Below are 15,171 nucleotides of genomic sequence, written 5' to 3'. Positions count from 1 at the left end.
TGTAACTAATTATTTATTTGAAGCTTCTCTTCTGGAATATATACATCCGCAGTAATTCTGCCGGTAAAGATCATATTCATGAGAAAGCTCTATAGAACGCTTATATCCATTTTTTTTCTTAAAATCTGAAGGAAGATGTGTTACATGGTAGATCTCTGCCAGTTCTTCTCCAATCTCATTGATCCTGGCTGCATTTTTCAGCGGACTGATAGACAGAGTGGTCGTGAAATAATCATATCCACCTTCCTTTGCCAGCTTTGCTGCTTCTTCCATACGCTGACGATAGCATCTAAAGCAGCGTTCTCCTCCTTCCGGTATGTCTTCCAGTCCTTTTGCCATTCTGAAAAATTCCTGTGGATCATAGCGCCCCTCTATCAGTTTGACCGGATGCTCAAATTCCATAGAATTTACCAGGCGGGTAATTTCCTGTACCCGTTTCCTATACTCTTCTTCAGGGTAAATATTGGGATTGTAATAAAACACTGTAATATCAAAATATTTTGACAAATATTCCAATACATAGCTGCTGCAGGGTGCACAGCAGCTATGAAGGAACAGGCTTGGGACTTTATTCTCTTTCTGTATCTGTCCTATGAGCCTGTCCAGTTCCTTTTGATAATTTCTTATATTCATGAATTATTCTCCTGTTTTGCGCTTTCTGGTCTCACCGATACGCTCTCCCATTCTGACAACCGTTTCATATCCATTTTCGGTATTTTCTATCAGATCATAGTCCAATCTTACCTTTCCATGCTGCAGAAGAAGAATAATCGTGGAACCTCCGAATTCAAACCAGCCTTTTTCCTGTCCCTTTTTTACTGAAACAGATTTTTTCTCCACATTGGTGATTTTTCCCACCATCATGGCGCCTACTTCCATCATAAGTACAGTCCCGAATTTCTCTGTTTTCAGCAAAGTATATTCTCTGGCATTTTCTCTGTAAATAGGATATACCTCATTTGCTACAGGATTTACAGTATGGAAAATCCCCGGTACCACTACATTATCAGATTTTTTACCGTCTGCAGGATAGCAGAAATGATGATAATCATCTACTGTCAGTCTGAATACCAGGGCATATCCACCCAGATATCTTTCTGCCAGATTTTTATTACGAAGCAGCTGCTCCACTGTATATTCTGTATCTTTAATCCAAAAACGGGAATTTTTATCAATCCTGTAAACAGAAAGCTTACCATCGCAGGGACTGACCAGCACCTTTTCCCTTTCATCAACAGGACGTTCTCCCTGGCGTAATCTGCGGGTAAAAAAATCATTCCAGGAAGAAAATTTCTGCTTTTCACAGATACTCAGATCAATTCTGTTTTTTTCCACAAAATCTCCCACAAACCTGGCAGAAAATCCTGTATTTAACAACCTGCCTGCCATTTTAGATATCCAGGGGCTGACCAGCACTCTGAGGCAAAGTCTTCCGCCCCGGTCATTATACAGATGACGCAATAACTTGTCCTGACCATTTTCCTCAACAGTTACATTTCCCATTCTGTCAATATATTTCATTGGTATCTCTCCTGTTTACTATATCAAACGGAACATCTTTGCAAGTGCCAGTGCTACTACAACTACCAGAAGAATACGCACCGGATTCTGTGGTTTCTTTACCTTAATATTTAGAATAAAAAGAAGGCCTACTATAATTACCGCAATATGTATCACAATCAGAAAATGAATCATATAATATCTTCTCATCAGATACAGAAAGGGCAGAATGATCGCCATGGATGTGATCGGCAGTCCCTGATAGTATTTCCGATTTTCTTCCGTCTGTGTCTGTCTCTTAGCTTCTGTCACATTAAAATATGCCAGACGGATCACAGATGCTATACTGTAAAATATCAGGGCAGCCACTCCGGCAGGCGTATTTACACCCAGGCAGTAACAGATCATTGCCGGAAAAACTCCAAAACAGACTACATCACAGAGCGAATCAATCTGGATTCCAAAATTCTTCTCATCCTCTGTACGGTTCTTTTTAGTTCTGGCTATTTTTCCATCAAACATATCACAAAGTCCTGACAATGCCAGACAGAAAATGGCCATTCTGAAGTTTCCCTCCAGAGCCATTGTAATTCCAAACACGGAAATTCCCAGGCTGATATATGTAAGAACCACCGTATAATCATAAAATCCTAAAAACATGTTTTACCCCCTATTTTCTTTCTGTACTTTTCGTCCTATTACCAGATGTGCCACACAGGTCATCACTGCACTGATAAGCATCTGTACATAATAGGAAATTCCTCTGCTCAGCAGCATAGCCGGAAGTAATGTCTCCCCAAAAACCGGCGCAAAGATAACCAGATACAGTGATTCGCTAATTCCCATACCTCCCGGCAAAGGAAGCATGTCTACAGATACAGAAATCACTGACTGTAAAATTGTAAGAGTCACGATCCCATATTCATGAAATCCCAAGGAACGATATACCCAGTAAGTAACTGTAAACAAAATAATACGCTGTACAAAAGTGATCAGAAACACTTTCAGAATCACCAGCTTATGTCCCGCCCAGAATGCTGCTGTAGCATGATACTGGTCCATGGAATTTTCCAGCTTCTCCAGTCTGCTTTTTCTGGGTTTCAGGAATCTGAAATGTTCCAGCAGTTTCATTCCCTTTACCATGAGCCATTTGGCAAGTCCAGGTGCAAACACCAGAATCATCATAAAGGAAACACAGAACACATTCAGCGCCACACCAAGATAAAATACCCACATATACTGTCCTAAATATCCTGTCAGAAATTCCTTTCCGAATATCCATAGCAGAATGCCGATCAGCACCAGAACCGCTTTGTAGGTGATCGTAACGATCATCAATACCAACGTAGTCACCGGTATGGGAAGTTTATCTTTCTTCATATAATAAATCTGCATGGGCTGTCCCCCTGTGGCTGAAGGAGTAATGCAGCTGAAAAAGAACCCCACAAAGGAGTACAGGGCACAATGTCCCATTTTAACCCCTGCTCCCAATGTCCTCATCATATAGAAAATGATCACGGATTCTCCCAGAATAAAGAGTACCACGCAGATCACACTGATCATCAGATACACAGCATTTGCCTGCTGCACTGTAGAAATAATTTCTCCCAGATCCTCTCCCTTAAATACCATATATACAGTCAGAGAAAACACAAGGATCAGAAAGATAAAATTAAAAACCGCCTTTTTTTTATCTGTCATAGTTTCTGTACACTTTCCTGCATATTGTATGCTCTGTTACCGTAACTTCCAGTGCCTTCACAAATAATGAACTACACTGTAGTTACACTAATTGTCTTATTATATCACACCTTCACGGGTCTGCATATCATAAAATATATGTAACCCAACATGTTACTATTCACTCCGTTCACAGTAACGTGATGTGTGAACAGTAACCCCAACATCTCTTTCACTTATATTTGTCAGAAAGATTTTTAATGGAGGTAAAAATGAAACCACTGCTGGAAGTATCAGATGTCTGTCTTTCATACCACAGTATTTCCGGGGAAACCAGGGTCCTTTCACATATATCCTTTTCACTATTTCCAGGAGAATTTCTCGCAGTTGTAGGTCCCTCCGGCTGTGGAAAATCCACTCTTCTAAACCTGATATGCGGATTACTGAAGCCTGAACAGGGACAGATTCTCCTGAACGGAGAACCGGTGTTTGCCGGAGACTGTCGCATCGGATATATGCTGCAAAAAGATCACCTTCTGGAATGGCGGAAAATTTACAAAAATGTAATCCTGGGACTGGAAATACGCAAAGAGCTCACTGCCGAAAAACTGGCCTATGTAAATCAGATGTTACTCACCTATGGACTGGACAAATTCCGCAATGCCTATCCTTCTCAGCTTTCAGGAGGAATGCGCCAGCGTGCTGCACTGATCCGCACTCTTGCCCTGTCTCCTATGCTTCTTCTGCTGGATGAACCCTTTTCCGCCCTGGATTATCAGACCCGTCTCAAGGTCAGTGATGATATCGGTAAAATCCTGAAAAAAGAGAAGAAAACAGCAATCCTTGTCACTCATGATATTTCAGAAGCGATCAGTATGGCAGACAGAATACTGATCCTCTCTCCCCGACCTGCCACAGTTCAGAAAGAGCTTTCCATAAATCTGTCTGTTCCAGACCGCACTCCCCTGTCTTCCCGCAATGCACCAGATTTTAAAACTTACTTTAATCTTATCTGGGAGGAATTAAATCATGATGCCTGAACCATCCTATTACCAGCAATTATTTCTTCGCCGCATAAAACGCGAAAAACAACTGATCGTACTGTGGAGAACCGCTGTTTTTCTTTTGTTTCTCCTTATCTGGGAATGTTCTGCCAGATATGGTCTTATTGACTCTTTTATTTTCAGCAGCCCCTCTCTGATCTGGAAAAGCTTTATGGAAATGTGCCGGGATCTGTCCATTTTTTCTCATCTGGGTGTTACAGTTACAGAAACCCTGGTCAGTTTTTTCATAGTAGTGATCCTGGGTGCCGGACTGGCAGTGCTTCTCTGGTGTTTTCCCAGATTGGCCCAGGTCACCGAGCCTTATCTGGTAATACTGAACAGTCTGCCTAAATCTGCACTGGCACCTCTTCTTATTGTATGGCTGGGTGCCAATGAGCGAACCATTATTGTATCTGGAGTATCTGTTGCAATCTTTGGTTCCGTTTTAAATCTATATGCCGGATTTCAAAATACAGATCCAGATAAGCTTAAGCTTATTGAAACCCTGGGCGGCGGAAAAAAGGAAAAATTCCAGAAGATCATACTCCCCTCTTCCCTTCCTCTGTTCCTCAGTGTGATGAAGGTGAATATCGGTCTTTGCCTGGTGGGAGTAATCATCGGTGAGTTCATCGGTGCCAGACAGGGGCTTGGCTATCTGATCATCTATTCAAGCCAGACCTTCAAGCTTACCTGGGTTCTGATGTCCATCACTCTTCTGTGTATCATCGCCCTGATTTTGTATGGACTTCTGGGGCTCATTGAGAAATATGTTACAAAGTAAAATTCTTACCTCTTCTTATATTTTAACGAAACTCATCCTGCATTTTCTTCAAAGTTTTTTATGATACAAAAAACCGGAACAACGGATCATGATACCATTCTCATGCCCTGTTGTTCCGGTCATCCAATGCCATTTATTATTTCAGATCTGAAAAAAGTTCTTCCTGATATACACCTGCATCTATCAATTTACCAAAGGATTCTATTACATAATCCTTATCCTCTTTATAAGTTACACCAAACCATCTGTCACTGGAATCCAGCACCTTTACAGATACTTTTCCTGCCTGAAGCAGCTCATCAATATAAATGGGGAGCAGATACTCTGCCTTCAGAATGTTCTCTTTGGAGGTATTCTGGAAAAATTCCCTGAATCCATCTTCCAGAAGCTGTACAAACTCCGGTGTCAGCCCCCACATATTCATGGAAACATAAGATTCCGGATCTACCGGTGTCATCCCCTCCTGGTGCTCTACAGCTGCACCCTCAGCAGTTTTTACAATATTGTGAGTTTCATGTACTGCTGTCAGATATCCTGACTCATTGGTTTCACAGATACCACGGGTAACAGCACCATTTTCACTTAGCGTATTCTTCAGGATAAAGCCTGCCATACACAGCTGTTCTGCCTTATCCGGAGTATAACCTTCCAGAAAATCATGAAGCTTTACAAAGGCTTCCTTTCCATAATAATCATCTGCATTTATAACTGCAAATGGCTCATGAAGTACCTCTCTGCAGGCCAGAACTGCCTGTCCTGTTCCCCAGGGTTTCGTTCTCTCAGGCACAGTTTCTACTCCATCCGGGAGATGATCAAGTTCCTGATATGCATAAGCAATCTCCACACCCAAGTCATCACATATTTTCTGGATACGGTCACCAATTGCTTCTTTAAATGCTTCCCTAATATCCTTACGGATAATAAACACAATCTTATTAAACCCAGCTTCTATGGCATCATGAATAGAATAATCCATAATGATCTCACCATGTCTGCCAACAGGTGCCAGCTGCTTGATTCCACTGCCAAAACGTGAACCGATTCCTGCAGCCATAATAACCAATGTTGTTTTCATTTCCACACGTTTCCTCATTTCTTTATTTTATGTGTAATTCTATTTACAGTTTAATCGAAATAGATACAAAATGCAATACCTACAATATTTCCGCAAAAAGCTGTAGATTTTTGCAATATTTTCTGATAAAATATACTTAATCCTAACGAGTGTCTATTAATTATCAGATTTTATAACTAAATTTTTCTGCCAATAATTAATACTCCCTATGGATATCTCTTATTCACTTTGATTAAAAGGAGGTTCTCTATGAAAAGAAAAAAATGGTTACAGAAAACTGCAGTTCTTTGTACTGCTATGGTTTTAAGCGCAACATCCATGCCTTCTGCCGCTTTTGCCGCAGACAGTTATGCTGATATCGAAAAAAGTGCCCTGGCAAAGATAGCCGGCGAATTTGCTGCGTCCTATGCCACCTCTCTGGAGCAAAGCCAGGATCTTGTCTCCGGGATCAAAGGCGATATTACTGTAAATATAGAAGATTCCGGACGGTCACTTCTGGGATTTGTCGCTCCCTTTGATGTATCCTGGCTGAATAATGCCTCTGTTACCATCAACAGCTCTTTCAAAGATAACAAAGAAGGCGGTTCCATGGCACTTCTCGTAAACGACAGTCAGGTCTGCACCCTGGATTTTTATTTTGACCCGGATACAGAAGATATGTACATGAAAGTCCCGGAGCTTTCTGATAAATATATGAAAGTAAATCTTAAGGAAACGGAGGATGATGAAACTCTTGAGGCATCCACAGAAGGTCTGAGTGACTCTGTAAAGCTTCTCAACAATATGACAGAAGCCATGCCTGAAGCTTCTGTAGTAGAATCCTTACTTAACAAATACGGCACCATCCTTATTGACAATGTAAAAAGTACTGACGGTACTTCCGATACCCTTACTGCCGGAGATGTCAGCCAGGACTGTACTGTATATGAAGGTACTCTGGACTCTGAGGCTGCAATCAGAGCTCTTACTGCTGTTCTGGAAACTGCAAAATCAGACAAGGAAATTGAAGCAATCCTTGAAAAATGGTCTGCTGTACTTCCTGACAGCCAGGATCTGAATGCGCAATTCCAGGAAGCAGTTGACAGCGGTCTGAATGCACTTAAGGAAGATTCCTTAGATGAGGCTTCCCAGGATGGATATTTTTCTTCTAAAACCTGGGTCGGCGAAGACGGAGAAATCATTGGCCGTTCCCTTACCATGCATGATGCTTCCGGGGATACTCCTGTTTTCACCTGGCAGATGCCAAAGAGCGATTCCTCTTATGGATATCTGCTGGAAATCTATGCTGAAGACGAAGTTTATGCACTTTCCGGAAATGGCACTATTGAAAATGACATATTAAACGGTTCCTACCAGTTCAGCATGAACGATGAACCTGCTGCCAATATTGAAGTAAAGGATTATGACACTGCGGAAGCTAAAAAAGGTAATATCAATGGAAACTACTCCATTTCCTTTGTAGCGGATGAGTCTGATGACAGCTCTGATGTTTCTCCTCTGACTAATTTTTCACTGGATGCAGATATTGCAAGCACTGCAGAATCCGGTTCTATCAAGCTTGGTATTGTCAGTGCAGGTGCAACACTGGGTTCTGTTTCATTCGTTTCCGGCAAAAGTGACGGAGTGGATATTCCTGATCTCGCCTCTTTAAAAGATGTGTGTGATGTGTCCAACGATGATGATATGACTGACTATGTATCATCCATGGATTTCACAAAGCTTATGGACAATCTCACTGCCGCAGGTGTACCGGATGAAGTGATCACCTATATTTTAAGTGGTGGAAGCTCAGACACTGATACAGAAATCGATGATGAATCCATCAACTAATATCTGAATGCAAAAAACTGACAGTTTCTAAATTAGAAACTGTCAGTTTTTTACTGTTACAGCTATTACTCTTCACTTGTAAGACTTTCCAGCCATTTTGCTGCATTTTTCTGGTCAGGTGCAGAGGCAGGCACCACAATCGTAATAGTATCATAGCTTAATCCAAATTCCTCTGCCAGTCTGCTGTCTTTGATGGTAATATGTGTCTGATCAGACTGTGTTCCGAATTCCCCGAAAACATGATCACCAAGCAATTCTTCCAGGTTCAGGAAAATGCCATCTGTATTCAATGAATCATATAACTGCTCCGGCATCAGCATAACATCCAAAGTCCCTGCCTGAACCTGTGTCATATATGCGGTCTGGGCATAATAGTCCAGATTGCCTCCGGTTCCATCTGTAGTAATATTCACACCGATCTGTACTTTACTATATTTATCCTCTGTCACACCCAGAAGCTCTTCCACCTGTTTTTCTATATCATCTGTATCACTCAGCTGGGAATTAACAGCCGCAATTGACAATACCGTTTTTGTTTTTGCATTTATATACCAGTCCCTTAACACAAATGCAAGCACGATAGCTGCCAGAATCCCAAACATTACCGGCTTATAATACATCCAGATATATTGAATTTTTTTTCCGGGTCCCATTCCCTTTAATTTTTCTTTTTCAAGCAGGCGTTTTTCCTTCCGTGACAGATCTGATTCATTTTTATAGACCGGGTTAAGCACACTTTCATCATGCCCTGTCTGTTTATCTTTGGTTGCTTCCAATATTTTTTCCTGATTATTTTGCTCCATTTGATCTCCTTTTGTCTGAATATACCTGTATTATAATGGACTGCCTTTACGCCACAGGCCAAACTGCCTGAACAATATACCAACTATATCATATTTTTTCCAGAATGAACAGCCCCGATAAACCAGTGCAATCATCACGATTGTAAACACGCATACAGCAAAAGGACGAATCCACAGATAAGCCAGATTATCCTCAAAATTCCCGGCAACTGCCAACACCCGCATCATGTCTCCCACTGCCAGATGAAAAAGGTAAACCGGAAAAGCCAGTTTTGCCCCTACAGCAGTCAAAACCTCCGGCATCCGGATCCGGGTTCCCCAGAGAACAGTCAGAAGAAAAATACTGATACAGATCAAAATAGAGCCTACATATATTTCTTTTGCCCCAAACTGTGAGCATTCCCATATTGTCATCCCAATACCCACTGTCATTATCAAAATCAGAGTAATATAACCAATCTTTCTGCGAAACCAATATAGATATTCATGGAACATCTGACCCAGAAGATAAAAGGACATACCTGTAAAAAGCCAGTTTCTGTATTCCATAATACGATAGGAATATCCAAAAAAACTGCTGAAATACCCTCTCCATAAGAGTCCGCCCAACAATATCGGGATACACAAAAATGCAATTTTACGCAAATGAAATCTCTCTATCAAATAATCCAGCATATAACAATAAATCAATGCCGGCAAAAACCACAAGTGTCCACGCAGCGGAGAAGTACTGTTATACAAAAGCAGCCTCATAATATTCTGTCTGTCTGTAACTTCCCTGATCCATCTGTAAAGATTTTCCCCTGTTACCAGTCTTTTACTGATTTCCCAGATAAAATAAAAAGCCATTGCAAAAATCATCAGTTTTACAATATGAAATATTTTTCCCGGGATTTTGTCAGAAGCATCTTTTCCATTATAATAACAGAAATAACCGGATATCATAAAGAAAAACGGAACTGCAAATCTTGACAAGGCTTCTATAAATACACCGGTTTGTCCGGGCAGGTCAATATGGATAAAAATAACCATACATGCTGCAATTGCCTTCATACCATCTAAACATTTGTTTCTCATAATTCTTACGCTTCCTTTACAGCATGACAGTATAGCAAAGGCCTTTTTTTCTGTCAAGACGGTAACAGCCAGCTCCTGTCCTGTCTTGCCAGAAGCCTGGCATTATGATAGGCCATTCTGAGAGTCAGGCAGGTTCTCCCCAGATATCTGCCTCCATCAGAGGTTTTCATACAGGCCAGAGCCAGGTCTGGTTTACCGGGATGACGCAGGCAGATAGGAAGCAGGAGCTGTATGGAATGATTATAATACTGGGGAATGGCAGTTTTATAATCTGCTTCCAGCATTCTCCTGGTCTGCTTCAGTGCACCGTCAAACAGCTGCAGACGCATACTACTCTCCCGCACCTCTGTGGGAAGCCGCTCTGCATTGTCTGTATCCCCGAAAATATGATCATATTGGGGTATAATGGGAAGCTTGGTATCAAATACCAGTTCTGAAGGATCATTCACATAACATGCCCGCTGCGGCAGGTCAGTAATCCCTTCCTTCATTAAATAATAATCCGTATAAAAGCCGTCCAGAAACCATCTCTGCCTGTCCGGAACCAGATTGGGAATAAAAAAAGCATAGACTGGCTGATAATAATGATTAAAGAGTCCTGTATTAAAGATTGCAAATTTTTCCTTTTCCCAGACTTTTCCCTCCTCATAAAGTCGTTTAAATGTATGCTCCAGATATCCTTTCAGAATTCCATTATCTTCTGTGCCGGAATAACTCCACCGCTCCGGTACAATCCCTGCAAGATTCATAATCTGCCGGTTATAGTCCCCACAGTAGGTAAAATCAAATAAATTCATGTATTTCCTCCTGCTTTATTGATCATTCACTTTTTAATCCTGTATCATTATATTGTATTTTGGAAAATTTACGGCAGAACTGCCAGATCAGAATTCGTACTCTTTTGTGAAATCGTTACTGAAAACTAAGCGAACAGTAACGGGAAATCTTTAACTAAACATAGCATATTTTTTTAGAAATAACAAGTGCTTTCCAACTTCAGTCTTATTATTGCCCTTATTATTATTTCATATTATAATGAGAATTGTGTAAGCTGCTTCGCAACGGAGCAATTGGTAGATATCAGGGAAAACTCAGAAAGGAACAGATTTAATATGAAAAAAAAGGGTTACTACTCTTCCGGTGAATTTGCACGTATGGCCCATGTAACGCTCCGTACCATACGTTATTATGACAAACAGGATCTTTTAAAACCATCTTTTGTAACGGAATCAGGCGCCCGTTTTTACACAGACAGCGATTTTGCCAGACTCTCACAGATTCTGTTGCTGAAATATCTGGGCTTTTCATTGGACGATATCCGCGAAATGATCATTGATGACACAGATTATCATTTCATGGAAAATTCTCTGAATATTCAGCTGAAGCTGGTCAGAGACCGGATTGAACAGATGCAGCTGGTGGAAAAAGCAATCCAGGACACTACAGAAGCAATCCGCTCCAGACATATTATTGACTGGAATCAGATGCTTGATCTGATTCACCTGACCGGTATGGAAAAAAGTATGAAAAACCAATATCAGAATGCTTCCAATATTTCTTCCCGTATTAATCTGCACAGCCTCTATTCCCAAAATAAGCAAGGCTGGTTTCCATGGGTTTATGAACAGTGCCGGATTAGTCCCCATATGAAAATCCTGGAGCTTGGCTGTGGTGACGGAGCACTTTGGACACAGAACCGTTCCCTTTTACCAGCCAATATTTCTATCACCCTTTCTGACCTGTCCTCCGGAATGCTTTGGGACGCAAGACGTGCTCTGGGCCGTAAAGACAACCGCTTCTCCTTTGAGGCTTTCGACTGTTCAGAAATCCCTTACGAAAATAACAGCTTCGATCTGGTAATCGCTGATCATGTACTTTTCTACTGTGAAGATATTCCCGCAGTATGCAGAGAAATCCACCGTGTCCTTGTTCCCGGCGGAAAATTCGTCTGCAGTACTTATGGAAGCCGCCACATGCAGGAAGTCAGCCAGCTGGTACAGGACTTTGACAGCCGGATCGTCCTATCTGCAGACAAACTTTATGAACGTTTTGGCAGAGAAAACGGAAGGCAGATCTTATCTCCCTATTTTTCCCATATTTCCTGGAAAAACTATGAGGACTCCCTTCTGGTTCCTGATGCAGAACCTCTGATCTCCTATATTCTTTCCTGCCACGGAAATCAAAATCAATATCTCCTGGACAGATATAAGGATTTTCGCTCTTTTGTATCAAGAAAGACCAGAGATGGTTTCTTCATTACCAAGGATGCCGGTATCTTTTTTTGTGAAAAATAACCAAAATTTAATTTTTTTGTAAAAAGTGCTTGAAGGTGACGCTAGGTCACCTTTTATAATACAATTATCATAAACCGGAGAAAGATTGGAAATCTCCGGTAACACAGAAAGCTATCTACATTCAGTGCAGTCCTGTATATGAGCAGCTGTACTGACAAGGAAAAAGGAGAATACTCATGAAAGGTATTATTTTAGCAGGCGGCTCCGGCACACGCCTTTACCCGCTCACAATGGTAACATCAAAACAGCTTTTACCCATCTATGATAAACCAATGATCTACTATCCAATGTCTGTACTGATGAACGCAGGGATCCGTGACATCCTGATCATCTCCACTCCGCAGGATACCCCTCGTTTTGAGGAGCTTCTGGGTGACGGACATCAGTTTGGTGTTCACCTTACCTACGCTGTACAGCCAAGCCCGGACGGACTTGCACAGGCATTTATCATTGGTGAGGAGTTTATCGGAAACGATACCGTTGCTATGGTTCTTGGCGATAATATTTTTGCAGGACATGGTCTGAAAAAGCGACTGAAAGCAGCAGTACAGAATGCAGAATCCGGAGAAGGTGCTACTGTTTTCGGATATTATGTAGACGATCCGGAGAGATTCGGTATTGTAGAATTCGATCATGAAGGCAAAGCGATCTCTATTGAAGAGAAACCGGAACATCCGAAGAGCAACTATTGTGTCACAGGATTATATTTTTATGATAATCGTGTTGTAGAATATGCCAAAAACCTGAAACCAAGCGCCAGAGGCGAACTTGAGATCACAGACCTGAACCGCATCTATCTGGAAAAAGGGGAATTAAATGTAGAACTTCTGGGTCAGGGATTCACATGGCTGGATACCGGTACACATGAAAGTCTTGTAGAAGCTACCAACTTTGTAAAAACAATGGAGAGCCACCAGCACCGCAAGATTGGCTGTCTGGAGGAGATTGCATATCTCAACGGCTGGATCACCAAAGACGATGTACTGAAGGTTTATGAGGTACTGAAGAAGAATCAGTATGGCCAGTATTTAAAAGACGTTCTGGATGGAAAATATCTGGATATTCTTCATTAAGATACTTAAATATATATAATAAAAAAGGAGAACCATAATGAATATTATCGTAACCGGCGGTGCCGGATTTATCGGAAGCAACTTTATTTTTCACATGTTAAAAAAATACCCGGACTATCGCATCATCTGTCTGGACTGTCTGACTTATGCAGGAAACCTTTCCACTCTTGCACCTGTTATGGACAACCCTAACTTCCGTTTTGTAAAGGAAAGCATCACAGACCGTGAAGCAGTTTACAAGCTTTTTGAGGAAGAACATCCTGATATGGTTGTTAACTTTGCAGCTGAGAGCCATGTAGACCGTTCTATCGAAAATCCGGAAGTGTTCCTTACCACAAATATTATCGGCACTGCTGTTCTTATGGACGCATGCCGCAAATACGGAATCAAACGTTATCATCAGGTATCCACTGATGAAGTTTACGGAGATCTTCCATTAGACAGACCTGACCTGTTCTTCACAGAGGAAACTCCGATCCACACAAGCAGCCCTTACAGCTCTTCCAAGGCTTCTGCAGACCTTCTGGTACTGGCTTACCACAGAACCTACGGACTGCCTGTAACCATCAGCCGCTGCTCCAACAACTACGGCCCATACCATTTCCCGGAAAAACTGATTCCGTTAATGATCGCCAATGCCTTAAATGACAAGCCTCTCCCTGTTTACGGAAAAGGTGAAAATGTACGTGACTGGCTGTATGTAGAGGATCACTGCCGCGCCATTGACCTGATCATCCACAAAGGACGTGTAGGGGAAGTTTACAATGTAGGTGGTCACAACGAAATGACAAACATTGATATTGTTAAGATTATCTGTAAAGAGCTTGGCAAGCCTGAAAGTCTGATCACCTATGTAGCAGACCGTAAAGGTCATGATATGCGCTATGCCATCGACCCCACCAAGATCCACAACGAACTTGGCTGGTTACCGGAAACAAAATTTGCAGACGGTATCAAAAAGACCATCAAATGGTATCTGGATAACAAAGAATGGTGGGAAACCATCATCTCCGGTGAATATCAGAACTATTATGAGAAAATGTACGCAAACCGCGGGGAGGCATAAATTATGAGAGTTTTTGTAACAGGTGTAGGCGGTCAGCTTGGACATGATGTTATGAACGAACTTGCAAAACGCGGTTATGAAGGTGTAGGAAGTGACATTGCTCCCTCCTACAGCGGAATCGCAGACGGCACTGCTGTCACAACCATGCCTTATGTCCAGATGGATATCACAGACAAAACTTCTGTAGAAAAAGTAATCAAAGAAGCAAAAGTTGACGCAGTGATCCACTGTGCCGCATGGACAGCTGTAGATGCTGCTGAAGATGAAGAAAATCAGCCAAAAGTTCGTCTGGTAAACGTAACCGGAACCCAGAATATCGCTGATGTCTGCAAAGAGCTCAACATCAAGATGCTGTATCTTTCTACCGACTATGTTTTCGACGGTCAGGGAACCACACCATGGGAACCAGACTGCAAAGATTACAAGCCATTAAATGTCTATGGACAGACGAAGCTGGACGGTGAACTCGCCGTATCCGGTACTGTTGATAAATTCTTTATCGTCCGTATTGCATGGGTATTTGGCAAAAACGGTAAGAACTTTATCAAGACCATGATCAACCTTGGAAAAACTCACGACACACTATCAGTTGTAAATGATCAGATCGGCACACCTACTTATACTTATGATCTGGCAAGACTACTGGTAGATATGATCGAAACAGAGAAATACGGCTATTACCACGCAACCAACGAGGGCGGATATATTAGCTGGTATGATTTCACAAAAGAAATCTTCCGCCAGGCTGCAGCCATGGGACATCCGGAATATCTCCCGGAGAACATGACTGTAAATTCTGTCACAACTGCTGAATATGGTGCTTCCAAAGCAGCCAGACCATTCAACAGCCGTCTGGATAAGAGCAAACTGACAGCCAATGGATTCACTCCACTTCCAACCTGGCAGGATGCGCTTGGACGTTATCTGAAAGAACTGGATTTCTGAAAAA

15 protein-coding genes are annotated in these 15,171 nt (G+C 41.8%); 7 read left to right on the top strand and 8 right to left on the bottom strand.

Annotation, left to right across the window (positions count from 1 at the left end; all coding sequences use genetic code 11):
- Nucleotides 1-9: 9 nt before the first annotated feature.
- From ACTNDS_RS10125 to ACTNDS_RS10110, 4 genes are read right to left on the bottom strand one after another with little or no spacing between them, the layout of a single operon-like run.
- The gene (locus ACTNDS_RS10125; protein ID WP_173743432.1) at nucleotides 10-633 is read right to left on the bottom strand and encodes an epoxyqueuosine reductase QueH; all 624 of its coding nucleotides are present in this window, start codon (nucleotides 631-633) and stop codon (nucleotides 10-12) included.
- A gap of 3 nt (nucleotides 634-636) precedes the next feature.
- Nucleotides 637-1,521, bottom strand: coding sequence for an archaetidylserine decarboxylase (gene asd, locus ACTNDS_RS10120; RefSeq protein WP_441035469.1), 885 nt, complete (start codon nucleotides 1,519-1,521; stop codon nucleotides 637-639).
- A gap of 18 nt (nucleotides 1,522-1,539) precedes the next feature.
- Nucleotides 1,540-2,160, bottom strand: a complete 621-nt coding sequence (locus ACTNDS_RS10115; protein WP_173743434.1) for a CDP-alcohol phosphatidyltransferase family protein — start codon at nucleotides 2,158-2,160, stop codon at nucleotides 1,540-1,542.
- Nucleotides 2,161-2,163: 3 nt separating this feature from the next.
- Entirely contained in the window at nucleotides 2,164-3,201 is a 1,038-nt protein-coding gene (locus ACTNDS_RS10110) for a lysylphosphatidylglycerol synthase transmembrane domain-containing protein (protein WP_441035467.1), read from the bottom strand.
- Nucleotides 3,202-3,452: 251 nt separating this feature from the next.
- Between ACTNDS_RS10110 and ACTNDS_RS10105 the strand changes: the two genes are divergently transcribed.
- Nucleotides 3,453-4,220: an ABC transporter ATP-binding protein gene (locus ACTNDS_RS10105; protein ID WP_019161151.1), complete on the top strand. Its 768-nt coding sequence runs from the start codon at nucleotides 3,453-3,455 to the stop codon at nucleotides 4,218-4,220.
- On the top strand, nucleotides 4,213-5,004 hold the full coding sequence (locus ACTNDS_RS10100) for an ABC transporter permease (RefSeq protein WP_420314417.1): 792 nt from the start codon (nucleotides 4,213-4,215) through the stop codon (nucleotides 5,002-5,004). Before ACTNDS_RS10105 ends, ACTNDS_RS10100 begins: the two co-directional genes overlap by 8 nt.
- Before the next feature lie 136 nt (nucleotides 5,005-5,140).
- On the opposite strand, the gene ACTNDS_RS10095 is transcribed toward ACTNDS_RS10100, so the two are convergent.
- A complete protein-coding gene (locus tag ACTNDS_RS10095) occupies nucleotides 5,141-6,079 on the bottom strand; it encodes a nucleotidyltransferase family protein (protein WP_441035464.1) in 939 nt (312 codons plus the stop codon).
- A 249-nt stretch (nucleotides 6,080-6,328) separates the two neighbouring features.
- Here ACTNDS_RS10095 and ACTNDS_RS10090 point away from each other — a divergent pair, with 249 nt between their 5' ends.
- Nucleotides 6,329-7,909 carry a hypothetical protein gene (locus ACTNDS_RS10090; protein WP_441035462.1) on the top strand — a complete coding sequence of 527 codons (1,581 nt, stop codon included), beginning with the start codon at nucleotides 6,329-6,331 and terminating at the stop codon, nucleotides 7,907-7,909.
- A gap of 65 nt (nucleotides 7,910-7,974) precedes the next feature.
- Here the strand turns inward: ACTNDS_RS10090 and ACTNDS_RS10085 are convergent, their stop codons facing one another.
- From ACTNDS_RS10085 to ACTNDS_RS10075, 3 genes are read right to left on the bottom strand one after another with little or no spacing between them, the layout of a single operon-like run.
- The gene (locus tag ACTNDS_RS10085; protein ID WP_441035460.1) at nucleotides 7,975-8,712 is read right to left on the bottom strand and encodes a hypothetical protein; all 738 of its coding nucleotides are present in this window, start codon (nucleotides 8,710-8,712) and stop codon (nucleotides 7,975-7,977) included.
- A gap of 30 nt (nucleotides 8,713-8,742) precedes the next feature.
- A complete protein-coding gene (locus ACTNDS_RS10080) occupies nucleotides 8,743-9,789 on the bottom strand; it encodes an acyltransferase (RefSeq protein ID WP_441035458.1) in 1,047 nt (348 codons plus the stop codon).
- A gap of 53 nt (nucleotides 9,790-9,842) precedes the next feature.
- Nucleotides 9,843-10,586, bottom strand: a complete 744-nt coding sequence (locus tag ACTNDS_RS10075; RefSeq protein ID WP_441035456.1) for a DUF3825 domain-containing protein — start codon at nucleotides 10,584-10,586, stop codon at nucleotides 9,843-9,845.
- A 315-nt stretch (nucleotides 10,587-10,901) separates the two neighbouring features.
- On the opposite strand from ACTNDS_RS10075, the gene ACTNDS_RS10070 reads away from it, so the two are divergent.
- From ACTNDS_RS10070 to rfbD, 4 genes are all read left to right on the top strand, one after another.
- Complete coding sequence (locus ACTNDS_RS10070) at nucleotides 10,902-12,083, top strand: MerR family transcriptional regulator (RefSeq protein WP_441035454.1); 1,182 nt, start codon at nucleotides 10,902-10,904, stop codon at nucleotides 12,081-12,083.
- 176 nt (nucleotides 12,084-12,259) lie between these two features.
- Entirely contained in the window at nucleotides 12,260-13,156 is an 897-nt protein-coding gene (gene rfbA / locus ACTNDS_RS10065; RefSeq protein WP_173743443.1) for a glucose-1-phosphate thymidylyltransferase RfbA, read from the top strand.
- A 37-nt stretch (nucleotides 13,157-13,193) separates the two neighbouring features.
- Complete coding sequence (rfbB, locus tag ACTNDS_RS10060) at nucleotides 13,194-14,222, top strand: dTDP-glucose 4,6-dehydratase (RefSeq protein ID WP_173743444.1); 1,029 nt, start codon at nucleotides 13,194-13,196, stop codon at nucleotides 14,220-14,222.
- Between the two features lie 3 nt (nucleotides 14,223-14,225).
- Nucleotides 14,226-15,167 carry a dTDP-4-dehydrorhamnose reductase gene (gene rfbD / locus ACTNDS_RS10055; RefSeq protein ID WP_441035452.1) on the top strand — a complete coding sequence of 314 codons (942 nt, stop codon included), beginning with the start codon at nucleotides 14,226-14,228 and terminating at the stop codon, nucleotides 15,165-15,167.
- Nucleotides 15,168-15,171 lie beyond the last annotated feature (4 nt).

This window comes from Blautia sp. HCP3S3_C12, from assembly GCF_052064155.1.
Lineage (GTDB): Bacteria > Bacillota > Clostridia > Lachnospirales > Lachnospiraceae > Blautia_A.
Note: the sequence above shows the minus strand (reverse complement) of the source record. Positions and strands in the feature narration are given on the sequence as shown.